Consider the following 22116-nt stretch of genomic DNA (forward strand, 5'->3'; position numbering starts at 1 on the left):
GCCCGGGGGGGGTCCCCCCACCCGGTTGGGGGGGGGGGGGCCGCCCGGGGGAGGCGGGGGGGGGGGGCCCCCCGGGCCGCGGCGCCCCCCCCGGCCGGGGCCCCCCGGGCGCGCCGGTTCCGCCCGGGCGGGGCCGGCGGGGCCGCCCGCACCGGGCGGGGGCCCCCCCCGCCCGCCGGGGGGGGGTGGCGGGTCGGGCGGGGGTTGTCCCCCCCCCGGGGCGGGGCCGGGGCCCGGGCGGGCGCCGGCGCCCCCGGGGGGGGGCCCCCCCCGGCCCCCCCACCCCTCCCGCCGGTCGGCCAACGCCATGGCCGGCAGGACGTGGTCGGCTGCCTCGTCGGTGCTCAGGCACAGCGAGCAGACGACCGCGTCGTACGTGGCGAGCAGTTGACGGTTGGCCCACTGATGAAGCGGCGTCGCGCTTCGATCGATCAATCGGCGGCGACCCTCCACGGATAACGGTGTCTGCGCGTGGGTCATGGTGTCGTCGAGGCCGTACGGGACGCATGGTGCCGTGCGCCGGTGACGATGAGCGAGACGTTCTGCCCACCGAAGCCGAAGGAGTTGCTGAGCACGGCCTCTTGGGGGATGTCTCGTCGCTCTGCGACGACATCGAGATCGATGTCGGGATCGACGTCCGCCGCGGTGAGGTTGCGGGTCGGCGGGATGACGCCGTGCTCCACGCTGAGGACGGCGATGAGCGCCTCGATCGCGCCGGCGGCACCAAAGAGATGACCGAGTGCCGCTTTGGGAGCTGTCACGGTGGCGCGGCCGAAGACCTCCCTGATCGCATGTGCCTCGGCAACGTCGCCCACCGGAGTTCCGGTGGCGTGGGCGTTGACGTGGCTGATCTGCCCGGGAGCCAAACCGGCTTGCGCGAGGGCCTTCCGCATGGCTGAGATCTGACCGGCGCCGTCGGCAGCGGGTGCCGTGATGTGGTGAGCGTCGGCGGCGATGCCGGCGCCGGCGAGCACCGCGTGGACGCGCGCGCCCCGGGTGCTGGCGTGCTCGGCGCTTTCGAGCACCATGACAGCGGCGCCTTCACTGAGGACGAATCCGTTGCGGTCCGCGGCGAACGGTCGGGAGGCTGAGGCGGGTTCGGCGGTGTGCCGCGACAGTGCTTGTGCTTGGGCGAAGCCGGCGACGGTGATCGGGGTGATCGCGGCCTCGGTCCCGCCCGCGATGACCACGTCCGCCTCGCCGGCACGGATGAGCCGGGCGCCCAGGGCGATCGCCTCGGCACCGGAAGAGCACGCCGAGACGGGTGTGTAGACACCGGCCCGTGCACCGTATTCGATACTGATCAGCGCCGCCGCCGCATTGGGCATGAGCATCGGGACCGTGCGTGGCGAGACGCGCCGCGTCCCGGCCGCCTCCAGTGCGTCGTCTTCCTTCAGCAGCGTCCGTATGCCCCCGATGCCCGTGCCGATCACTGATGCGAGCCGGTCCGGGTCCACCTCTGGGGCACCGGCATCGGCCCAGGCTTCGGCCGCTGCGGTGAGGGCTGCCTGCTGCGAGCGGTCGAGCCGCCTGGCCTGCACCGGAAGCAGCGACTCGGCGGGGTCGATCGCCATCGTCCCCGCGACGGTGTCGGGAAGGCCGGCCCCTTCGTGGCCGTGCAGTACGCCGCCGCGGATGCCGGACTCGCCGGCGAGCAGGGCTTTCCAGGTGGACTCCACGTCTGCCCCGAGTGGGGTGATCGCGCCGAGTCCGGTCACGACGACTTCAGTCTGGTGCATGCCCCTCAAGCTTTCTTGTATGCGATACAAGTGAACGATCTTTTTGTATCACATACAATTTGACTGTGGAGAAGAAGCGAACCGAAGCTCGATCAACGTCGGCTCGGTCGCGTGACCGCGGTCGCGCGACGAGGCACCGGCTGATCGAGGCAACTGCACGGCTCTGCATGGAACGGCCCGGGGCTGAGGTGAGCGTCGCGGAGATCGCGCACGCGGCGGGCGTTTTCCCCAATCAGGTCACCTACTACTTCGGCTCCAAGGACTCGCTCCTCGTGCACGCCGCGTTTCTCGGCTTGCTGCACGATGCCCGACGGATTGAGCGCATCGGTCGCCAAGCCCCCGATGCGGCGACCTTCCGGCGCAACATCGCCCGCGCCGTACTGGCCATGCCCTCGCTCCCATCGGTCGCGCGAGCGCTTGCCGGCGGAATCTCCAAGCCCGAACTCGCCCCCGTGGTCGACCAACACCTCCAGTTGCTGTTCCGGCAATCCGAGCGCTTCGTGAGCCAGCTCATCGGCAGTCGCGGCTGGAGGGCCCGTCGACCGCTCAACGTGGAAGCCAGGACGTTCTGGAGCACCGCGCTCGGCGCAGTGCTGCTCGTACGCGCCGGGGCACACGGCACCGTCGCCGACCTTGACCTCGCCGGAGCATTGACCATCCACGACGAACCCGATCCCGCTTAGCTCAGTCGAACAGGCCGGCGACCACGTGCGCGGTTCCCGCCCGGCGGTGGCCTTGTCGCGGTCGGCATGTCTGCCCTCGCCGCCAAACTCCACTGCTGCGGCGGAAGGCTCCGGCGGCACGGGGGTGCGGGTCACCCCCGCTCTGTGGGGCAGCCCGGATCGGAGGGCCGCCACCTCGCAGACTGCGGCCCTTCGGTACGCGGCTCAGCCGCTCGTGACCGGGCGGGCCCACCACGCACGTTGTCGGGCTGCCACCGGGTGGCCGCCGCGCGCCGTCCGGCCATTACTGTGCATATCGGGGCAGAATGCGCCTGAGGGCATGACGAGCCGTGTTTCGGTGTCGGCACTGTCGGGGTCGCATCTCGTTGGAGGTGTGATCGGGCGGCCGGACAGGCGGGCCCCGTCCCGGGGCGCAAGGACGTGTGTGTGGGGTCCGGATCTCGCGGTCCGGACGTTTCCCCGAGGGCGCCCTGATGTTCCCGTCTGTCGGATGCCGTCACGGCTTCAACGGACGACGGGAGATTCTTGTGAGCGCCTACCCGGCGATCGCCGATCACGGGATGGTCGGCGACCTCCAGACAGCCGCGCTGGTGTCCTCCGACGGAACGATCGACTGGTGGTGCACGCCCCGGTTCGATTCCCCCAGCGTGTTCGCCTCGCTCCTCGACAGCGAACGCGGAGGGTACTGCCGACTGTCCGCGCACCTAGCTGACGGGCAGGAGCCGGTGGTCCGCCAGCTCTACCTTTCCGATACCGCCGTCCTCGTCACCCGGTTCATGGCGCCGGGCGGCGTCGGCGAGGTCGCCGACTTCATGACCCCCCTGACCGCCGGGACCCCGACGGACCGGCACCGTCTGGTGAGGGTGGTAAGGGTGGTGCGGGGCAGCATGGACTTCCGCCTGACCTGCCGGCCGCGGTTCGACTACGGCCGCGCCTCACACACCCTGGAGCGGACCGGCGAGGCGGCCGCGGTCTTCCACGGCCCCGGCACCGACCTGCACCTGCAGGTCGCAGGCCCCTTCGTGCTCCACCCCGATGACGACGACCTCACCGCCCGCTGTACCCTCACCGCCGGGCAGACCGCCGCCGTGGTCCTGACCGCCGATGCGAGCGCCGCCGCCGCCCCGCCGGAACTGGTGCCCGAGGACATCCGGGCGGAGCTGGAGGCATGCCGGACGTTCTGGCACGGGTGGTTGCGCTCCTCCACCTACCGCGGCCGGTGGCGCGACATCGTCAACCGCTCCGCGATCACCCTCAAGCTGCTCACCTACGCGCCCACCGGCGCTCCGATCGCCGCCGCGACCATGGGGCTGCCCGAGCAGATCGGCGGCGAACGCAACTGGGACTACCGCTACACGTGGGTCCGTGACTCCTCCCTGGCCGTCAGGGCCCTGTCCGACCTGGGGTTCACCGGCGAGGCCACGGCCTTCCGCCGATGGCTGCGCGATCGCCTGGAGGCCGGCGGCACCGCCTCGGGCGAACCCCTCCAGATCATGTACCGCATCGACGGGGACCCCCTTCTGACCGAGGAAGTCCTGGACCACCTGGAGGGCTACGAGGGCTCGGCCCCCGTCCGGGCGGGCAACGCGGCCGCCGACCAGATCCAGCTCGACATCTACGGCGAGGCAGCCGACGCCCTGGCCCAGGCCGGCGAGATGGGCGGAATCCGCGGCTGGAAGACCTTCGCCGACGTCCTGGACTGGCTCGCCGACCACTGGGACCGGCCCGACGAAGGCATCTGGGAGACCCGCGGCGGCCAGCAGGAATTCACCTACAGCCGCCTCATGACCTGGGTCGCCTTCGACCGCGGCATCAAACTCGCGACCCTCCACTCCCGGCCCGCCGACACCGCCCGCTGGGCGCAGGCGCGGGACGCCGTGTTCCGGCAGATCGTCGAACGCGGCTGGAACGAGCAGCGGCAGGCCTTCGTCCAGCACTACGCCACGGACGTCCTGGACGCCTCCCTGCTGCTGATGCCCCGCGTCGGATTCCTCTCTCCCACGGACCCGGCCTGGCTCAGCACCCTTGACGCCATGGAGCAGGAGCTCGTCAGCGACAGCCTCGTCTACCGGTACAACCCCGAGGCGTCCCCGGACGGACTGCGCGGGTCCGAGGGCACCTTCAACCTCTGCAGCTTCCTCTACGTCGAGGCGCTGGCCCGCTCGGGCCGCATCCACCAGGCCCGCTACGCCTTCGACAAGATGCTGACCTACGCCAACCACGTCGGCCTGTTCGCCGAGGAGATCGGTCCGTCCGGCGAACAGATCGGCAACTTCCCCCAGGCGTTCACGCACCTCGCCCTGGTGGCCGCGGCCATCGCCCTCGACGAGCAACTCGACCGGGCGGAACGCGGCGGCACCGATGGCTGACCCCGCCCCGACCCCGAACACACCTGCCGCCCTGCGGGGGGTCATCGCCCCGCTCGCCCTCGCACAGTTCATCTGCAGCTTCGCCGGCTCCAACATGAACGTGATGATCAACGACATCAGCGAGGACCTCGACACCACCGTGCAGGGCGTCCAGGTCGCCATCACGATCTTCCTGCTGGTGATGGCCGCCCTGATGATCCCCGGCGGCAAACTGACCGACCGCTACGGCCGCAAACGCTGCCTGCTCGCAGGCCTCGTCATCTACGGCGCCGGCGCGCTGCTCAGCGCCGTAGCACCGGGCCTGGGCATCCTCATCCTGGGCAACTCGATCCTCGAAGGCGTCGGCACGGCCCTGCTCATCCCGCCCGTCTACATCCTCACCACGCTGCTCTTCACGGACATGACCTCACGCGCCCGCGCATTCGGGACGATCATGGCGCTCGGCGGCATCGGCGCCGCGGCCGGCCCGCTGATCGGCGGACTCATCACCTCGGCACTCAGCTGGCGGGCCGCCTTCGTGTTCCAGGCCCTCGTGATCGTCGTGATCATCGTCCTCAGCCGCCGCATCGAGGACCCCCTCCCGCCGGACCCGACCCGCCCGTTCGACACCGTCGGCACCGTCCTGTCCGCCCTCGGCCTCGTCCTGGTCGTCACCGGCATCCTGGCCGCCGACGACAACGTCTGGCTGATGCTCGCCCTCCTCGCCCTCGGCGCGCTCTTCCTGTTCGCCTTCTTCCGCTGGGTCCGCGCCAGGGAACGCGCAGGCAAGGAACCACTGCTCTCCACCAGCCTGTTCCGCATCCGCACCTCCAACCTCGGACTCGTCACCCAGAACACCCAGTGGCTGCTCCTGATGGGGGTGTCCTTCTCCGTCGCCTCCTACCTGCAGGTCGTCCGCGGCTACGACGCGATCCAGACCGGAGTGATCTTCACCGCGGCCACACTCGGAATCCTCGTGTCCTCCCTCGCAGCCGAACGCCTCGCCGAGCGCCGCGCCCAGCGCACCCTCATCGTCACCGGATTCGCCACCACCATCGCCGGCATCATCGTCCTGATCGTCGTGGTCGGCGGATCCCCCAGCCCCTGGGCCTTCACCCCTGGACTGCTCCTCATCGGCCTCGGACTCGGCGTGATGCTCACCCCCTCGGTCAACATCGTCCAGTCGAGCTTCGCCGAGGAGCAGCAGGGCGAGATCTCCGGCCTGTCCCGCAGCGTCTCCAACCTCGGCTCCTCCCTCGGCACGGCGATCGCCGGCACCATCCTCGTCGCCGGCCTCACCAGCCACGCCTACGCCGCCGCCATGATCACCCTCGCAGCCGTCGGACTCATCGGCCTCACCGCCGCCGCGCTCCTCCCACCCGACCCGCCACGCACCCCCGCCCCCGCCGGCCGACAAGCCAGCGATGAGTGAGGCAGAGATCGCCTGCGGCGAGACCGCAGGTCACTCTCCGCACCGGCCGGTCGGCCGGAGTACGTCCTGCGGCGGGGCGCCGGCTCCCGCCCTGCCCGGCCGGGTAGGGCCGCTGAGCGAGCGCCTCTCACTCCTCGTCGCCGACGCCCGGGGCAGGCAGTGGCCCCAGGCCGTCCGGCAGTTCCGGCAGGGGAGATTGAGTGTCGGCCCAGCACGTTGATGTGATGCCGCACTTCGAGAGGGTGCACAGCGGCGGGCACTCCCCTCCGACGTCGCAGCCGACGCAGCCATCGGGCTGGCCGCGGCCGCGCTCCTGCGGGCAAAGCCCCGCCTGCTCCTCCACTGCCGACGCTGACCCAGGGTGGCCGGGCGGGTGACCGGCTGTCTGCTGGGTATCCGCGCCCTGACGGCAGCCTACGTACTCCGTCTCGGGTCCGGCACCACCCCGTCCAGGCACTGCCGGGACCCGATCGGGCCCGCCGACCGGCGCGGCACCGCGCAGGAAGGGCGGACGGCGGCCATCGTGATGCAGCCGGCGCGCCGAAGCAGGAGTGGGAAACAAGGAGAGGAACCATGAGCACCGTGGGACGTCCCCCTGGCCGCGGCACCGATGAACCGGTGGGCGACCTCGTCAGCCGCGCATCACAGCAGATATCCGCACTGGTCCGCGAAGAGATGCGGCTGGCCCGGGCGGAGATGACCCAGAAGGGCAAACGCTTCGGCATGGGCGGCGGCCTGTTCGGCGGGGCGGGCCTGATCGGCTTCCTCGCGGCGCAGGCCTCGGCCGCCGCCGTGATTGCAGCCCTCGCCCTGCTCCTGCCGGTCTGGGCGTCAGCCCTGATCACCGCCGCTCTGCTCGCGGCCGTCGCCGCCGCGACGGCCGCCGCCGGCCGGAGGCAAGTCGCCGAGGCCGGCACCCCCGCACCACAGCAGGCCATCGACAGCCTCAAGGCCGATGTGACCGAGATCAAGGAGGCAACACACCGATGAACACCCCCTCCCACGGCGACAAACAACCCTCACCCACTCCCGAGAAGCTGCGCGAACAGGTCGAACACACCCGCGAGGAACTCGGCCGGACCGTCGAGGCGCTGGCGGCCAAAGCGGACGTCAAGGCACAGGCGAAGGAGAAGGCGGCCGAGATCCAGGAGCAGGCCGCCGAAAAGGCCACCCGGGTGACCGACCAGCTCCGGGAGAAGGCGGGCCAAGCCACTCAGCTGGTGAAGGACAAGACGCCCGACACGGTCCTCGACAAGGCGGCCCACGCCGCGGCCCAGGTACGCGACACCGCCGCCCGGGCCGGCCGGCTTGCCGCTGAGAAGACGCCGGATCCGCTGCGGGAGAAGGCCGATCAAGCCGCCACCCGGGCACGCGCCAACCGCACCACGCTGCTGGCCGCGGCCGCCGCGCTCGTCGTCTTCCTGCTCCTGCGCCGCAACCGGAGGTCCCGGTGAATGCATCCAAGATCGCCTACAAGCCGATCGGGCTGGCGCTCGGCGCCACCAGCGGCATGATCGCCGGCGCGGCCTTCAAACAGGCGTGGAAGATGATCGGCCACGACGATGACGCACCCGACGCCACCGACGAGCACCGGACCTGGCAAGAAGTCCTGATCGCCGCAGCCCTGCAGGGGGCGATCTTCGCCGTCGTCAAGGCGGCCGTAGACCGCGCCGGAGCAGCCACCACCCGGCGCATCACGGGCACCTGGCCCGGTTGAGCCGTCCCAGACCGGCGCCGGCCCCACACCCCCGGGCCGGCGCCGCCCGACCCCACGCCCCCAAGGAGGAAAGCGTGGCCGCGCACCTTCGGCTCCACGCCGTCACCGCCGCCGCTGTCACCACCGCAGTGCTCCTCACCCGCTGGTGGGCCACCCGCGCGGTCCGCGAGGAACACGACGCCGACGGCGCCGGAGCACCCTGGCGACGGACAGTACCCCCGCCGGCCGACGCGCAGGCGGCTCCCGACCGCGTCGCCGCGCTGCACGCCGCCTACCTCGACCCGGCCCTGCGGGAAACCGACGCCCACCTCGAGCAGTACTGGAAAAAGATCACTTCGCTCTACCCGCACCACGACAGCGAACGCCCCACGTAAGACCCACCAGCTCCGTGAGGAGACTCCGAGGAAGCCCGCAGCGGGTATCCGTCTGCTCCCTGGGCACACGAGACGTCATGCACGGACAACATGCGCGTCCCACCAGCAGCAGTCTGTTCGGCCCCGCCCCCACAGCTGCGACACCGCCACCCGCCCGCACCGGCCCAAAGCACTCCCGCCGCAGCCGAGTCACCGGCCGCCTGCGCCGCCGGATCCTCGCCTACCGGGCCATCGAATTCCTGTCCACGCACATCCCACACGACCCCGGCCCCGGCGAGGAATGCCTGCTCCTCGTCCACATCCGACAGGTCGTCGGCGAGATCCAATACCGGATCTGCCATCACTGCGCCCAGGGCGTCATCACCGCCATCGTCATCGACGACCGCTTCCGCACCACCGGTCTGGGGACCCGCGCGCTTTCGCACCTGCGCTCCCGCCACCCGGGACTGGCCTGGCGCAGCACGCTGCACAGGCGCGCAACCCGAGACGTCCTGCGCCGCATGCGCATTCCCACACTCACTTCGGCTGCCCGCTGCTCCCATGCCGACCAGACCGTCCTCAAGACGACTGGCCCCACACTCGCCAGGGGCTGACCGGCGGCACGACGCAGCAGCGTGAAGCTGGGAAAGCGCACGATATGGAGGATCGGAACCTGATGGAGGGTAGGTCAGGTCGCGGTTCTTCCTTCAGCGGCCCAACAGAGTCAGTTCTGGGGACAACCCTTGGTACAGCTACTTCGTGTAGTTGTAGACGGTTGCTCGGGAGATGCCGAGTTGGTCGGCGATGTGCTGTGCCGAACTTCGGGTCTCGAAGAACCCTTGGCGATGCAGTTGCTGGACGAGTTCGCGCTTCTGGCCGCGGTTGAGGCTTCGTGGGGTGCTGGAGCGCTCCGCCGCGAAGGAGTCGATGACCGCCCGGAGTTCGCGACCGGTGCGGTCGCGCAGCGTCTCAAGGGCTTCGTCCCGGTGTTCGATGTTCGTGGCCACGAGGTTCGCCAGGGTCAGCGTCAGCGGTGACAGGGTGCTGACGTCGAGGTTCAGGCACAGTGCCGCGACGTAGCGCCCGTCGGCGTTCTTGATCCCGATCGAGGTGCTCTTGGCCGGGCGTCCGTCGGGGAACTGGTTGCTGTAGTTCTGGATGACGCTGGGGTAGCCGGGGTCTGCGATTCGGCGTAGTCCCAGTTCGGTGGCGGGGTCGCCGACCTGGCGCCCGGAGAGGTTGTTCTCGATGAGGCGGATGGCGCTGCGAGGCCGACGCAGGTCGTGCAGGACAACCTCGCACAACCCGGGGAACATGCGCCCGACGGCGACCGCGATTCGTTCTGCTTCCCGTAGGAGGTGCTCGTCGGCGAGTTCCTCATCGGATGGGTCATGGAGGGTCCCGGCTGACGGGTCCGGGCTGTCGGCGTCAGTTGTGTGGCCCCGGTGGGGGGGCTCCGAGGAGTGTGCCATCGCGCTCGTCCTTTCTCTACCGGAGGTCAGTGGGAGGGCCCGTCGAACACGGAGGCCATCTTCTCGGCGGACTTCAGCCCGGCGCCGGTGAGCACGACCACGGTCGTCTGGTGGGGTGCGATGTCTCCGGTCGCGATGAAGTGGTCGAGGGTTGCCGCGGCGACGCTGCTCGTCGGCTCGGCGTACAGGCCTCGCGCGCTCAGGGCGCGGACTGCGGCGCGGATCTCCACCTCAGGGACGGCGTATGCGGCGCCGTTGGAGCGGCTGATGGCGTCCACCGCCTCGGGCAGTCGGACCGGGTTGGCGATGGACGCACCTTCAGCGATCGTCGGTACCCGCTCGCCGCGGCTGGCCGGGTCGATGCCGTTGTAGGTGTCGGCGATGGTCGCCCAGTGCTCGGGTTGCCCGACGAACAGGCGCGGGCGCTTGTCGATCCGACCGGCACCGAGCAGCTCGCCGAACGCGATGTCGCAACCGATGACGGTGCTGCCTGCCCCAGCCACCAGGACGACGTTGTCGGGCGCCGTGAAGCCGAGAGACTCCCACATCTCGTAGGCGATGGTCTTCGTCCCCTGGATGAACATGGGGTGCCAGTTGTGGCTGGCGTAGGGAATGCGCGCTGACTGGCGAATCGCCTCGTCCGAGACCTCCGCGCGGGTGCCGCTCACAAGTTCGATCTCGGCTCCGTAGGCGCGGGCCTGGAGGATCTTGGCTGCCGAGGTGGCGGCGGGGGCGATGATCTTGGCGTGGATGCCGGCAGCGGCGGCGTAGGCGGCGACCGCAGAACCACCGTTTCCCGAACTGTCCTCAAGCACTCGCAGGGCACCTTGTGCTGCGAGGTGGGACATCATGACCGATACGCCTCGGTCCTTGAAGCTGGAGGTCGGGTTGAACCACTCCAGCTTGAAGTGGACGCGTCGACCAGCCCAGTTGACCGGGATCATCGGAGTCCATCCTTCTCCTAAGCTCACTCGGTGGGTGGCCGAGACGGGCAGTGCCGCGTGGTATCGCCAGATGGACCGTTCGGTCGTGTCGATCTGGTCAGGACGCAGGCCTGGCTGCGAGCTGATGGTGAGGGGGCTGCCGTCCTCGCCTCGCCAGCGAGGGTCGTCTAGGGAGTAGCGGTTCCCCGATCGGTCGTACAAGTCGGATGCGGAAGCGGCTGCGTGCTCGGTGGTCATGGTCTGTTCCGGTTTCTCCCGTAGAGCGGTCAGCAGTGCTCCTGGGGCGGTGTCTATGGCAGTGCTGGTCTGGGCGCGGCTTTTGTATCGACTTAGGAGACTTGTGTCGGGTGTCGAGGATGGCGACGGCGATCTCGTGGCCGAGGAGCGACGCCAGCGGTCGGGATCCAGGGTTCGCGGGTCTCCTGGGGGCGGAAGTGGACAAACTGCTTGCGGCGACGCTTGGCGGGTTGCCGCGTGCTCCCGGTCGTGAACCTCCCTGAACGCACGCAGTTGGTCGACCAGCCCGTCGAGGGGTCGCTAGGGGTCGCTCCACACATTAGACGTGCTGTCCAAAACTGTCCAATGTGTCTAACAGTCCGTCCTTGTGGCGCGGCCGCAGGGAGTCGAACCTGCGGAGCGACTTGTCGCGGGGGAAGCCGGCGGCCTTGATGCGGCGCTCTGAGCCGCGGCGGGCCCGGTCGTCGCACTCCGCGAAGAGGAGTTCGGCGAGGAAGCCGAGGTAGGACATCTGCTCGCGTTCGGCCTTCTCGGCGAGTTCGGGGAACTGGGCCCGGATGGTGGGCAGCCGCAGCATGCGGCAGGCCTGGTCGACGGCGCAAGTGGGCACAGGGCCCAAGAGGTGAGAGGCGGGGAGGGTGCGCGGTGCCCCGGGGGTGGGTGGCGCCGTGCCGACGACAGACGTAGACCGGAGGTATGGCTGGCACACGGCGGACCTGGGTGATGTGCCGCGGCCCGCTGCCTGCGGAGTCGGCGCCGCGGCGCCGGTACTGCTCGGTCGCCTGCAAGTCGGCCTGGTCGCGGCAGTACCGCTGCAACGCCCGGGCGTTGGACCTCGTGACCGCCCACACGATCGGGGCCGGACCGGCCTTTCTGGCGGGCGGCCGTCGGCTGGCTTGTGGCTACTTCACCCGGTCTTACCAGGTCTTCTGTAGCGGTCGCTGCCTTACGCGCGCCTGGCGAGAGCGGGTCCGCACCGGTTCGGTGGGCGCGGGCGCCGTGACGGCTACGCGATCCGGATGGGGCGCTCGCTGCCGTCGGGCAGCTGCTCGACCATCGTGATCACGGTGGTGGTGCCGGGGACGCCGTAGAGGCCGAACCACTCGACCCACCCCCACGTTGTTACATGCTGATCCAGCAATACAACCGGTGACCGCGAGCGGCCGCCCTCTCTGCCAGAGCAGCAAGATCTTCCAGGAAGCCCGTGAGCCCACTCGGGTCCGACGGAGCGCTGAAGACGCCCGACGCGGACCAACCACGTGCCACTGCGCCCAACCGCTTCCGGTCGAAACGGGCGAGCGAGTCACAAAACGAATCCGTGAGAGACAAGCTGACTACCTCGCCGTCATCCACCATTCCGACCAACTGCCCGTGCCGCGGATCGGCCTCGATGCCATCGGCGGCCCGCCCCGTAATGAGCACCTCTGCAGGCAGCAGCTCGACCACCGGATCGACGCCCTTCACGACAAACGAGTCGTACCCCGTTCCCATCGGCTGCCCGTCCTCACGAACCACAGCCCGAGCGGCGTCTTCATGGTCAGCAGCGGCGTAGTAGCCGAAGAGAGCTCCCATACAACCGATCATGGCACTCACCACCGACAACGAGCCCAGCACGATCCCTTGACGACCATGCGATCGTCCAGCCGTTGCCGCCCCAGCGCAGGCCGGGGCAGCAGTACCCACTACGTAAGGAAGGGTTTCAAATGGAGTCTGATGGAGCCCTTGCCCTGCCGTCCGAATCAGTAGGCGTCATACTCGCCGAACCAGTCCACGATGTAGTGGACCTCCCGGGTGCTTTGGTTCCACATGTCGATGACGCCGTGGGGGCCGGTCTTGGCCTGAACGAGGTTGGAGACGTCCTTGCCCGCCGTCCAGTTCAGCGCGGAGGTGGTGGGGCGGGGCGGCTTGACCGCGTACCCGTACTGGTACGCGTGGGCCGAGTTCGGGTCGGGGGCGACGGAAAGGTGTCCCGCTCCGGTCGTGGTCGTCACGGTGAGGTTCGTGACGTAAGCCTCGATGGGGAACTCGTCGCGGTTCCCCGAATTCAGGTGCAGGGCGTAATAGCCGCCGGCGAGGCAGGGCCAGCTGTTGGGCGGCAGGCCCCTGGTGTCGATGTGACGGAACGGTCCGCCTTCCGCCGGGTCCGCCGGGAAGCCGCGCCTCCAAGTGGCGAAGGCCGCCTTGCTGCCGGCGCCGTAGTAGCCGACGACGTCGATGATCACGTCGGTTCCGGCCCAGGCGCCGTTGCGGACGTTGATCTTTCCGTCGGCGCCGACGGGGACGATGACCGAGTTGGCGACGGTCTGGCCGGGGGTGAAGTTCAGGCTGGAGGTGGAGGGGGCCGCCTGACCGCTCGGGAAGACCGTCAGGTGGCCTGCCTGCTTCGGGTTGGTGACGGTCACGTTGAGCGCCACGGCGGTCGCGCCGGCAGGGATGCCACTGCGGCCGGTGATCTGGACTCCGAAGGTGCCCTGTCCGGCGACCTGACCGCGCGCCGCGCCGAGGCCCTCGCGGGTGTCGACGAAGCGGACCGGGTTCAACGAGGTGTAGCCGTCGGCGGCCGCACGGTCGAAGTAGCCGGTCACATCCGCGATCAGGTCCACGGCGTTCCAGCCGCCGTTGTACAGCTCGATGTACCCGTCCTTGCCGACCGGCACGATCACCTGGTTCGGCACGGTCTGCCCGGCGGTGTAGTTCACGTTCGAGGTCTTCGGCCTCTCCCTGCCCGAGGGGTAGACGCTGACGTGCCCCCCGGCGGTGGCGTTGGTCGCCGTGACGTTGAGGACCACCGCGGTGACGCCGGCCGGCACCTGCGCGTTGCCCGCGATCTTCAGCCGGACCGGGGTGTACGCACCGATCTTCGCCCTGGACGCGCCGATACCGGCCCGGGTGTCGAGCAGCCGAGTCGGAGCGTGCGGGGCGAAGAAGGAACCCGGCGTCGTGAAGGGGAGCCGGTTGACCGCCTGGACACCGTTCACGGTGTCCGTGGCCGTCACGGTGACGGTGTACTCGCCCGGCCGGGGGTAGGTGTGCCTGACGTCGTACAGGATCTCACCGCCATTGACGGTGGCCGTGTGCGTGGTGCCGTCGCCCCAGGCGATGACGACCTCATGGGGGACGCGTGCCCCTTGGTAGAGGTTGAAGCCGACCGAGATGCTGCGCGCGGTCCTGGCTTGTCCCCATATGTAGAGTTCGAGGTTCGAGGTGTCGGCGGAGGCTGATGCCGACCCGCCCTTCGCCGTGCTGGCAGGCAGAGCCGTACGGACCGTGTTCTCGCCCGGGCTGCGGAAGGTCCCGACGCCGTCGGCCGGGGCGGACTCGTCGGGAGCAGACTCGGGGGGCGGTGCGGCCACCCCGGGCGCCGCAGGACCGGCGGCCTGCGCCGCGCCCGGGATGAGACCGACGCCGACCGCGAGAGCGGCAGCTGAGACAACGAGTCGGCGACTACGCACCGGCCCCCCAATTCTGTTGTTGATTGAACGAGTTCGAAAGACTGTTCAGCGTACCGATCGACCTACGCCTGCCCGGAGCCGAGCAGGCCACAGTTTGATCACGCCGCAGAATCGCGAACGCGGCAAGGGCGGGTCTTGAGCCGCCGCCCAGCCCGTAAGGCTCGGCCAGCGGCTGAGTGCTGCCGACCGGGGCCCGCACACCCAGTCCTGGCGCCAGGTGCCGCGGACGACGCCCTCGAAGGTGCCGGTGCGCCCTCGACGGCGGCGGCCGCCGAAGGCGACGCGCAGGACCAGTCCGACGCCGATGGCGAGGCCGATAACCTTGAGGACGGTGACGGTGGCGCTCCATACTGCGCTGGCGCCCGCGGTGATCCCGGCGGCGATCGCTTCGCCGTGGACGACGCCGACGGCGGTGACAGCCGCCGCCCCGGCGAGGTAGGTGGCGGCTTGCAGCTTGCGGCCGGCGCGAACGGCAGGACCTCCCACGACCTGATCGCGCCGCGGGCGCCGCGGGTGTCGGCCTGGCAGGGGTGGGCGTTCTACCGCGGCTTCCACCGTGACCCGGTGACAGGGGTCCCGGCTACCGCCCCGCGAGGCCGGCCGGGATTCTGCGCCAGGGGCCGTCGTACCGGCCGCCGCATAGCTCGCATCGGGCTATCAGGAACGCCGACGCGGGGGTGGCCGCCTCGCACGGCTCGACTGCCTCGGGTCCCTCAGGGAACACGGCGTGCAGGCGCGGAGTCGGGCAGGTGCAGGGGGCGGCCGTGCGGGTGCTGGCGGTCGGCTGCTGCGGGATCGACACGTGCAGCGGGGTCGATACCGGCACGGTGACCGCGGCCCGGGTCGGCGGGTTGAAATCCAGGGTAAGCGTCACGTATTGGTCCGCGACGTCCCATGGCGGCGGCGGGGCCTCCGCCAGGAACCGGGTCCGCAACTCCCAGGTGGTGAACACGAGCACGCACGCGGCCAGGACCCGGGAGCCGGCCCGGGCGGGATCGGGGTCGATGACCGCGACCGGGTGGGCCGCCTCGCCCATCAGTGGGACACCGCCCGCGTAGCGGTCATCGCCGAGGGTTCGTCCGACGTGGTCCGCGCGGAATCCTCTCGTCTGGAGTGCGTCGCTCGCCCATCCCGCAGTGTCCTCGCCCGCCTCGCCGAGGTGGGGCAGCGGCATGCCCGCGGCCCGGTGCTTGCGCTCGACGACGGCGAGGACGCGGCGGACCATGCGTCGGGTGATCTGCTGAAGCCGCAGGCGCCGTTCCTCCGAGTCGGTCAGTCGCCACGACGGGCCGGCCGCTTCCTCCTCCTCGTAGAGGCGTGACTCCAGCAGGCAGTCCTCCTGACGTTGTCGCAAGTCGAGGAGGCGGAGGTCCTCCTCCTCTCGGCGGCGCTCTGCCTCCGCCCATGCTCGCGCCGACTCCACCGTTTCTCGGTAGTCGGCCTCCGCGCGCAGGCACAGCTCATCGACCCACAGCACGTCCAGGACGAGGCCCTGGGTCCGACGTTCCGGGCTGTAAGCCACCATCTGACGGTCGAAGACCCGCCGGAGGAACTCGGTCAGCGTCATCTGGTCGGCCTTGACCCACTGTCCGTCGTAGAACCGGGCCAGGCCCTCCACCACGACGGCCTCTTTTGCGACCTCGCCCACGCGCACCGAGGGCACCACGCCGAGCCAGGGCGCCCGCCGGTAGCAGAACCACACCGAGGGCACCCCGTCCCCGAGCATCCGGTCCGAGCGGTCCTGGATGTCGTTGGGCGTGATCCTGGACAACTGTGCTTCCAGGGCGATGCGCCACCGGCCGCCCGGATCGCTCGCCAGGACGTCCGCCCGCCACGCGCCATCCGGGCCCTCGACCTCGTCGGCCGCATCCGCGCCGGCCTCCTGCGCCGACGTCAGCAGGCACCACTTCAGGTACAGGTGATCGGGCGACTCACCACCCGCCTGGCAGTCGTCCGGGGCCCCGGGTTGGTGCGCAAAGTGCGGCACCTGAAGGGGTGAGACCCGGGCGTTCATCGGCCAGCCGCAGCCCTCGCACGTGAGCCGTGACGGCTTCACCCGGTAGACGTCGTCCCACGATCGGCCGCATCCCAGATCGGACAGGTACGACTGTATTCGTCCCCACTCGGCATGTGCGGCACAGAACATGATCCCTGCCCCCAAGTCCGGTGTCGCCGACAGCGTTCCGTGCGACTCGACCCGTGCGCAGCTTTACCCCTCCTGCTCCGGTTTCAGTCCGGGCTCGGGTGGGGCCGGGGGGCATGGGTACGTTTCACCAGCGGCGTGTGGCGTACTGCCCGATCTGGCGGGGACGCGGAGTGGGAGCGAACAGAGCCCTTGTTGCCGCAGGTGGACGGGCGTGGCCGGTCGACCGGGCCCGGCGTGGGAGCAAGCAATTGCAGACCGGCACGGAACACCCCTCGCCGCCTCCTGGAGGCCCAAACCTGATAGACGGGTGCGCACGGAGGTGCGAAACACGAATGGTTGCCCCTGCTTGCAGAGCGCGATGGGCTGACGGAGCATCACAGTGAAGGGCCTCTGCCGCGTGTTCCAACCCGCCGCTGCTTGCTTCGGAGTGATGCACCCATGGACAAGTCCTCGCTGGCCGCTATCGATTCGGTCGTGAGCGGCGGCAGGGCCGTCATGACGGCCGAGGACAGCGTTGTCGTCGACGTCGTGAAGGCAACCGTGAAGAGCGGCAGGACCGCCACCTTCTACCTGACCCCTTCTCAGTTCTCGGCCGTCAACGCGTGGTACTGGACTCCTCAGCGGATGAAGCACATGGGGCTCGAGCCGGTGTCGGACGAGGAAATGGCCCGGATCGGAACCGCACTCGGAACCGAGGCGAGCGGCTCGGCCTACTCCAACCGGATCAAGTGCCCCAACGGACACCCGTACGGCGCGTTCGAATTCGTGAAGCAGGGAATCGAAGAGCACGGATTGGACGCCGCCCGAGCGGTATTCAACCTGAAGGACACGGCCGTCATCCGCGCCAATCCCCACCAGCAAGTCGTGTGTGCCACCTGCCGGCGTCAACTCGCGAGCCCGCACTACTACGTCTACTGGCGCTACGGATGCTGCGTGGACCTGGACGACACCTCCACCGCGGCCTTTGCCGCCCGACACAGCTGACCGCCGGCGTCGCCGGCGGGCTGAGGGGTGTCACCTCCAGCGCAGCCCGCGGGTGGAGATCAGCCGGGCCAGGCCGACAGCCCTGGACGCCACAACGGATCGAACCGGTCCCTGAACGGGGAGTGGGTGGAGATCACCAACAACACTCGCCACGGCACCAACATTCGTGGCTGGACCCTGCGGGACGAGGACGGCAACCGCTACCGCTTCAAGGACATCCGCCTCGCCGGCCGCCACCCTCCGTGTTCACACGGGTGAGGGCCGCGACTCCCGCACCGACGTCTCGCGGGTATCAGCCTCGACAGCGTCATCGCCGCCGACGCACTCCTGGTCACCTCTGAGCTGGTCATCAACGCGATCTGCCACGGTGGAGGGCTCATCGCCTTGCACAGCGACATCGCCGACGAAGCCCTCCACGTAACCGTTGGGGACAAAGACCCATGCGCCCCCTCAGTCCGCACCGTCACCCCCGGCGAGCCGGGCGGCTACAGATGGCCACTGGTCCACGCCTCGCCCAGCACATCCACATCACCAGCCACTGGCATGGCGCAACCATCACCGCCAGCCTGCGGTGGCCGGCGGCCCCGGCGGGTGGCCCGTGGCACTGCCCCGATCGTGGGAGCGGCCACGGGGCCGCAGCCTACGACCCCGCACCATCCGTCGCACGGGCTTGGCCCCGCTGGGGCGGGCCACGCCGATGGCTTGGCCATGACTCCCAGGCGCCGGGCGAGGGCGGCCTCGATGTGGGACCTCAGCGCGCGGCGCTGCTGCCCCGCCTCGTACGGCCACCGGTCCGAAACTCTCGGTTCTTCGTCCACCCCCGCACAACGAGCGAGGCGCTACCCGCGCTGTCGGCCGACCGAGGGCAGACGCCCGGATCCGCCTGCCGCCTTCGGGGCCCGTGCCAGCAGCTTGGCCTCGATGCCGTTCGTTCCGCCCTCGGTCTGCTCCGCCAACGCTTCGCTCACCTCACCCGTGGGGCCGTCGAAGACCCCGCCCTGGTAGGTACCCGTAGGGAGAACTGGCTGTTCCAGAACGCAAGCGAACGGCTCGCCCAGCCTCTGTGCCGTCGAGTGCCCCGATCGGAAGAGTGGGGTGTTTGAAAACGCTGTCGCGGTGCAGACGATCGCCCTAAGGGTCCTCCTCAAACCCGGCCACCGCCGTAAGGAGGCACCTCCCGTAGGAACATAGACTGTCGGACATGGACATGAGGACGCTGATCGAGGACCTGGTGGGAGAAGCCGAAGGGCTCATCCGTGATGAGGTGTGGGTCCTGACACCCCGCCATCGCACGGTCCTCGCGAAGGCCGCCGCCGACCTGCGCGCCGCCGTCGGCGCTCCCCAGGTCCAGGAAGCGCTGCCCGTGATTGACCGCCTGGAACACCTGCGGGAAGCGCTCGCCGCTGTGGCCATCGCTCTGGCCCACTGCCACGGGCATACAGCCTGGTTCCTCGGCGCAGCCGCCACCGCTCTCACTCCCGTCCTGCACTGGCGCGCCCTGCCTGCTGAAGACAGCCACACCTTCGGCGCCGTCGCACCGACCCCTCAGCAGTACGCAGAAGCCGAGGACGCAGTCCGCCGGCTCCAGAGCACCCTCGCCCGCATCGCCTCCGCCTGACCGATGAGTGGCGGGCGGTCCTGGCGGAGGTCGGCGGGAACGTCGCCGCGTTGTACCGGCGGATGACGGCCGACCGCTATCCGGGGCGTCGCTCCACAGCGGGGCCGGGGCGGGTGCGGCGTGGGGCGTCGGCTTGGACGGCGGCGCGGCGGGCAGGCATACGCGAACGATCTGGGTCAGCCCGCCTCGCCGGTGGCGGTGACGGCCCGCTCGAACCGTTCGAAGGGCGGACCAGGACCCGGCGCAGTGGCTGCCGCCGGCGCCGGACGCGCTGTGCCGGTACGGCGAAGAGTAGACCGCGACGAAGCTCCGCTGGGGCCTCGCGGTCGATGAGCTGGAGCGGGACCGGCTGCTGGACCTCAAAGCGGGCTGCGGTGGCACGGACGTGGAGTTCACCCCAGCTCCGTAGGCCGGGCGCAAAGGATCAGGAGCGTCGCTTCGCCGAGGTGCTGGCCCTTTCGTGTGTCCGGGCCTTGTGACCGATCGGGCTCGTGCCTGCCCGTTCCTTCGCAGGGGGAACCCGTGCCTCGCGAACATGCGCGCGCCCCGCCGTGCGCGGCTTTCGGCGAACAGCCTGCGGGCGTGTCGTGCGGCCCGGGTGTTCTCCGCGCACCACACCGACGTCCTCCACCAAGCGCTGCAACTGCGGCGTCCGACGCTGGCAGCGCACGGTCAGCCCCGCCACTTTCTCGGCGAATTCTAGTCTTGCGACCTCCCGTGCAGGTCGTATCAGTTTGGGCATGCTGATGACGGCGGACCGGGGGTGGCAACTATGCGGCGTAGGCAGGGTGCGTGGGCTGGGTCGGCCGTGGCGGGGACGGCTGCAGTCGTGGCGGCGGGGCTGGGGCCGGTGGCCAACTACGCCAGTGCCACCGTGCCAGGATGGGCGTCTCACGCGTCGGTAATCTGGCCGGTGTTCGCCGTGCTGGTGACGACCAGCGTCGGGCTGGTGTTGTGGAGCCGACGGCTGGATGTTGCAGCAAGACCGCCAGCGCCGCTGGGACCGGTGGGCCGACCGGCCCGAGGCCGGCAGGATTCCTTACGCCCCCCACATGTGGAGCGCGTGCGCGGACGTGAGGCCGAGCTGACCGAGCTGGCAGGCATGCTGCGGCGGCCACGAGGACGGTTCGCGGTGTTGTGCGCGGCTGGCGGGATGGGGAAAACAACGGTAGCCGCGGAGTTCGCCTCGCAGGCCACCGCGGCGGGCTGGCGAGTGTTTTGGGTGCGCTGGCGCGGTTCTGCCGACCTGTCGCTTCAGATGGTGCAGGCGGCACTGGCCTGCGGGTTGACCGAGGCAGAGTTGGAGTCCGCACGGGCCGGGCGGGCGAGTCTGCCCGATGTGGTGTGGCGGCAGTTGGGCCGGGCGCGGCGGTGGCTGCTGGTGTTGGACAACGCCGACGTGCCGCAAGAGATCGGCCCGGCAGGGGAGCCGTTGGCCGACTACCGCGGTTGGATCCGCCCGCACGGCCGAGGCCTGCTGGTGATGACCAGCCGAGATAGCAGCCCGCATACATGGGGGCCGCGTGCCCGGCTACTGCCCTTGAAGCCGCTGCCCGCACAGCCTGCAGGCCAGATCTTGGTCGACGCTGCTCCCGCAGCTGGCACAGCCGAGCAAGCTCGGGACCTGGCCATGCGGCTGGGAGGGCTCCCGCTGGCGCTGCACGCGGCCGGCACCTACCTGGCCGGGCCCACCAGCCGCTACCGCACCTTCACCACCTACCGCCAGGCCCTGGAGCATGAACTGCCCCTCCTGCTGGGAGCCGAACACCCAGACGCCTCTCAAACGCGAGTCGCCCGCACCGTGGTGCGGCACACCTGGGAGGTGTCCCTGGACCAGCTCGCCCGGGAGGGCAACGATTTGGCCCGCCCCGTGTTGCGACTACTAGCCCTACTGGCCGAAGCTCCCATCCCGCTGTCCCTCATCACCCCGGACCTGCTGTCTGCGGTCACCGGAGACGACGTCACTGTCCTAGCGTTGGAGGCTGCGTTTGCAGGTCTGCACCGGTATGGCCTGCTTGACCTTCCTTACTCTCCCGGCAACGCCGGGCAGGCATCGGGCATCAGCGGCCCGGCGCAGGTGGTGTTGCATCCTTTGATCCGAGAGATCAACGCCGTCGCTCTAGCGGCCGAGGTATCCCATCTCGCCACGTGGCACCGAGCCCTTGCCGAGCGGCTGACCGAAGCCGTGCACGAGGTAGACGAGCAGGGGCGCGCCGGTTGGCCTGCTGCCGCGCTTCTCGCCCCTCACCTGCCAGTGCTGCTCGAGCTCCTGGACCCACGCTCCGCCACACACCCCCGCACCGCCCTCAACACGCTTGCGCAAGTACTGGAACGCGCCGGCGCGTTCAGTGCAGCCCGTCAGCTACACGAACGCGTCCTCGACTTCGAGAGCCGTACCCTGGGTCCCCAGCATCCTGACACGTTGACCAGCCGTAACCACCTGGCCAACGCCTTGTTCGGAATGGGCGAGCCAGCTGAGGCGATATGTCTGCTCCGGCAGACCCTGGAGGACCGTAACCGTGTCTTGGGCCCCGCGCACCCTGACACGCTCATCAGCCGTCACGACCTCGCCTGCGCCCTGGACGGGACGGGGCAGCATGCAGAAGCGGTGTCTTTGCTGCGGCAGGCCCTCGCCGACCGCGGCCGTGTGCTGGGGGTCATGCATCCGCACACCCTGGCCAGCCGTGACAGCCTCGGTCTCGCCCTGGACGGGATGGGCGAACATGCGGAGGCGGTCCGCCTGCACCGGCAGACCCTTGACGACCGCATCCGTGTGCTGGGCCCCGAACACCACCTCACCCTGCTCAGCCGCCACAACCTCGCCAGCGCGCTGGCCAGGCATGGCGAGCATGCGGAAGCAGCACGGCTGCTGCAGCAGGCGCTTGACGACCACGCCCGTGTGCTGGGGGTCATGCATCCGCACACCCTGGCCAGCCGTGACAGCCTCGGTCTCGCCCTGGACGGGATGGGCGAACATGCGGAGGCGGTCCG

The 22116-nt window shown here is 70.0% G+C and carries 20 protein-coding genes and 3 pseudogenes; 13 read left to right on the forward strand and 10 right to left on the reverse strand.

All coding sequences use genetic code 11. The features are described from left to right. Window positions 1-476 precede the first annotated feature (476 nt). A complete protein-coding gene (locus ACZ3X1_RS36700; protein ID WP_467283881.1) occupies window positions 477-1739 on the reverse strand; it encodes a beta-ketoacyl-[acyl-carrier-protein] synthase family protein in 1263 nt (420 codons plus the stop codon). Window positions 1740-1804: 65 nt separating this feature from the next. Between ACZ3X1_RS36700 and ACZ3X1_RS36705 the strand changes: the two genes are divergently transcribed. The 8 genes from ACZ3X1_RS36705 to ACZ3X1_RS36740 all read left to right on the forward strand — a co-directional run bounded on the left by ACZ3X1_RS36705 (window position 1805) and on the right by ACZ3X1_RS36740 (window position 8886). Continuing rightward, window positions 1805-2422: a TetR/AcrR family transcriptional regulator C-terminal domain-containing protein gene (locus ACZ3X1_RS36705; RefSeq protein WP_467283836.1), complete on the forward strand. Its 618-nt coding sequence runs from the start codon at window positions 1805-1807 to the stop codon at window positions 2420-2422. Between the two features lie 527 nt (window positions 2423-2949). Further along, window positions 2950-4791, forward strand: coding sequence for a glycoside hydrolase family 15 protein (locus ACZ3X1_RS36710; RefSeq protein ID WP_467283839.1), 1842 nt, complete (start codon window positions 2950-2952; stop codon window positions 4789-4791). Next, window positions 4784-6202: an MFS transporter gene (locus ACZ3X1_RS36715; protein WP_390077593.1), complete on the forward strand. Its 1419-nt coding sequence runs from the start codon at window positions 4784-4786 to the stop codon at window positions 6200-6202. The genes ACZ3X1_RS36710 and ACZ3X1_RS36715 overlap by 8 nt, the downstream gene beginning before the upstream one ends. A 573-nt stretch (window positions 6203-6775) precedes the next feature. Beyond that, complete coding sequence (locus tag ACZ3X1_RS36720) at window positions 6776-7192, forward strand: phage holin family protein (protein WP_467283842.1); 417 nt, start codon at window positions 6776-6778, stop codon at window positions 7190-7192. Next, entirely contained in the window at window positions 7189-7656 is a 468-nt protein-coding gene (locus ACZ3X1_RS36725) for a DUF3618 domain-containing protein (protein ID WP_390077589.1), read from the forward strand. The genes ACZ3X1_RS36720 and ACZ3X1_RS36725 overlap by 4 nt, the downstream gene beginning before the upstream one ends. Then, window positions 7653-7919 carry a DUF4235 domain-containing protein gene (locus ACZ3X1_RS36730; protein ID WP_362636150.1) on the forward strand — a complete coding sequence of 89 codons (267 nt, stop codon included), beginning with the start codon at window positions 7653-7655 and terminating at the stop codon, window positions 7917-7919. Before ACZ3X1_RS36725 ends, ACZ3X1_RS36730 begins: the two co-directional genes overlap by 4 nt. Before the next feature lie 74 nt (window positions 7920-7993). Then, entirely contained in the window at window positions 7994-8293 is a 300-nt protein-coding gene (locus ACZ3X1_RS36735; RefSeq protein WP_362636153.1) for a hypothetical protein, read from the forward strand. Between the two features lie 77 nt (window positions 8294-8370). Continuing rightward, complete coding sequence (locus ACZ3X1_RS36740) at window positions 8371-8886, forward strand: hypothetical protein (protein WP_390077586.1); 516 nt, start codon at window positions 8371-8373, stop codon at window positions 8884-8886. A gap of 138 nt (window positions 8887-9024) precedes the next feature. Here ACZ3X1_RS36740 and ACZ3X1_RS36745 read toward each other — a convergent pair whose 3' ends face one another. From ACZ3X1_RS36745 to ACZ3X1_RS36780, 8 genes and pseudogenes are all read right to left on the reverse strand, one after another. Continuing rightward, the gene (locus tag ACZ3X1_RS36745; RefSeq protein ID WP_467283852.1) at window positions 9025-9744 is read right to left on the reverse strand and encodes a helix-turn-helix transcriptional regulator; all 720 of its coding nucleotides are present in this window, start codon (window positions 9742-9744) and stop codon (window positions 9025-9027) included. 26 nt (window positions 9745-9770) lie between these two features. Next, window positions 9771-10925: a threonine synthase gene (locus ACZ3X1_RS36750; RefSeq protein ID WP_467283855.1), complete on the reverse strand. Its 1155-nt coding sequence runs from the start codon at window positions 10923-10925 to the stop codon at window positions 9771-9773. Window positions 10926-11310: 385 nt separating this feature from the next. Further along, window positions 11311-11544, reverse strand: a pseudogene (locus ACZ3X1_RS36755) (ATP-binding protein); the annotation flags it as partial. 387 nt (window positions 11545-11931) lie between these two features. Continuing rightward, window positions 11932-12066 carry a hypothetical protein gene (locus tag ACZ3X1_RS36760; RefSeq protein ID WP_390077576.1) on the reverse strand — a complete coding sequence of 45 codons (135 nt, stop codon included), beginning with the start codon at window positions 12064-12066 and terminating at the stop codon, window positions 11932-11934. Continuing rightward, window positions 12048-12497 carry a hypothetical protein gene (locus ACZ3X1_RS36765; RefSeq protein WP_467283860.1) on the reverse strand — a complete coding sequence of 150 codons (450 nt, stop codon included), beginning with the start codon at window positions 12495-12497 and terminating at the stop codon, window positions 12048-12050. The genes ACZ3X1_RS36760 and ACZ3X1_RS36765 overlap by 19 nt, the downstream gene beginning before the upstream one ends. Window positions 12498-12664: 167 nt before the next feature. Next, a complete protein-coding gene (locus ACZ3X1_RS36770; RefSeq protein WP_467283862.1) occupies window positions 12665-14377 on the reverse strand; it encodes a PKD domain-containing protein in 1713 nt (570 codons plus the stop codon). Window positions 14378-14422: 45 nt separating this feature from the next. Beyond that, window positions 14423-14863, reverse strand: coding sequence for a hypothetical protein (locus tag ACZ3X1_RS36775; RefSeq protein WP_467283864.1), 441 nt, complete (start codon window positions 14861-14863; stop codon window positions 14423-14425). Window positions 14864-14957: 94 nt separating this feature from the next. Next, complete coding sequence (locus ACZ3X1_RS36780; protein WP_467283865.1) at window positions 14958-16364, reverse strand: competence protein CoiA family protein; 1407 nt, start codon at window positions 16362-16364, stop codon at window positions 14958-14960. A gap of 597 nt (window positions 16365-16961) precedes the next feature. Here ACZ3X1_RS36780 and ACZ3X1_RS36785 point away from each other — a divergent pair. Together ACZ3X1_RS36785 and ACZ3X1_RS36790 are read left to right on the forward strand one after the other, a co-directional pair. Further along, window positions 16962-17507, forward strand: a complete 546-nt coding sequence (locus tag ACZ3X1_RS36785; RefSeq protein WP_390077565.1) for a hypothetical protein — start codon at window positions 16962-16964, stop codon at window positions 17505-17507. A gap of 52 nt (window positions 17508-17559) precedes the next feature. Beyond that, window positions 17560-17928 (forward strand): annotated as a pseudogene (locus ACZ3X1_RS36790) (lamin tail domain-containing protein). Window positions 17929-18346: 418 nt separating this feature from the next. On the opposite strand, the gene ACZ3X1_RS36795 reads toward ACZ3X1_RS36790, so the two are convergent. Then, entirely contained in the window at window positions 18347-18475 is a 129-nt protein-coding gene (locus tag ACZ3X1_RS36795) for a hypothetical protein (RefSeq protein WP_467283868.1), read from the reverse strand. 233 nt (window positions 18476-18708) lie between these two features. Between ACZ3X1_RS36795 and ACZ3X1_RS36800 the strand changes: the two genes are divergently transcribed. The 3 genes and pseudogenes from ACZ3X1_RS36800 to ACZ3X1_RS36810 all read left to right on the forward strand — a co-directional run. Next, window positions 18709-19125, forward strand: a complete 417-nt coding sequence (locus ACZ3X1_RS36800; protein WP_467283871.1) for a hypothetical protein — start codon at window positions 18709-18711, stop codon at window positions 19123-19125. A gap of 122 nt (window positions 19126-19247) precedes the next feature. Beyond that, window positions 19248-19534, forward strand: a pseudogene (locus ACZ3X1_RS36805) (HNH endonuclease); the annotation flags it as partial. A gap of 645 nt (window positions 19535-20179) precedes the next feature. After that, the coding region (locus ACZ3X1_RS36810) for a tetratricopeptide repeat protein (RefSeq protein WP_467283873.1) at window positions 20180-22116 on the forward strand (1937 nt) is incomplete at its 3' end.

This window comes from Streptomyces sp. NPDC023541 (assembly GCF_055559995.1).

Coding starts and splice junctions, on each gene's coding strand:
- ACZ3X1_RS36750 (WP_467283855.1), bottom strand. CDS start 10,925: ATGACCACCGAGCACGCAGCCGCTTCCGCATCCGACTTGTACGACCGA.
- ACZ3X1_RS36700 (WP_467283881.1), bottom strand. CDS start 1,739: ATGCACCAGACTGAAGTCGTCGTGACCGGACTCGGCGCGATCACCCCA.
- ACZ3X1_RS36745 (WP_467283852.1), bottom strand. CDS start 9,744: ATGGCACACTCCTCGGAGCCCCCCCACCGGGGCCACACAACTGACGCC.
- ACZ3X1_RS36765 (WP_467283860.1), bottom strand. CDS start 12,497: ATGGGAGCTCTCTTCGGCTACTACGCCGCTGCTGACCATGAAGACGCC.
- ACZ3X1_RS36725 (WP_390077589.1), top strand. CDS start 7,189: ATGAACACCCCCTCCCACGGCGACAAACAACCCTCACCCACTCCCGAG.
- ACZ3X1_RS36740 (WP_390077586.1), top strand. CDS start 8,371: ATGCACGGACAACATGCGCGTCCCACCAGCAGCAGTCTGTTCGGCCCC.
- ACZ3X1_RS36715 (WP_390077593.1), top strand. CDS start 4,784: ATGGCTGACCCCGCCCCGACCCCGAACACACCTGCCGCCCTGCGGGGG.
- ACZ3X1_RS36785 (WP_390077565.1), top strand. CDS start 16,962: ATGGACAAGTCCTCGCTGGCCGCTATCGATTCGGTCGTGAGCGGCGGC.
- ACZ3X1_RS36800 (WP_467283871.1), top strand. CDS start 18,709: ATGGACATGAGGACGCTGATCGAGGACCTGGTGGGAGAAGCCGAAGGG.
- ACZ3X1_RS36720 (WP_467283842.1), top strand. CDS start 6,776: ATGAGCACCGTGGGACGTCCCCCTGGCCGCGGCACCGATGAACCGGTG.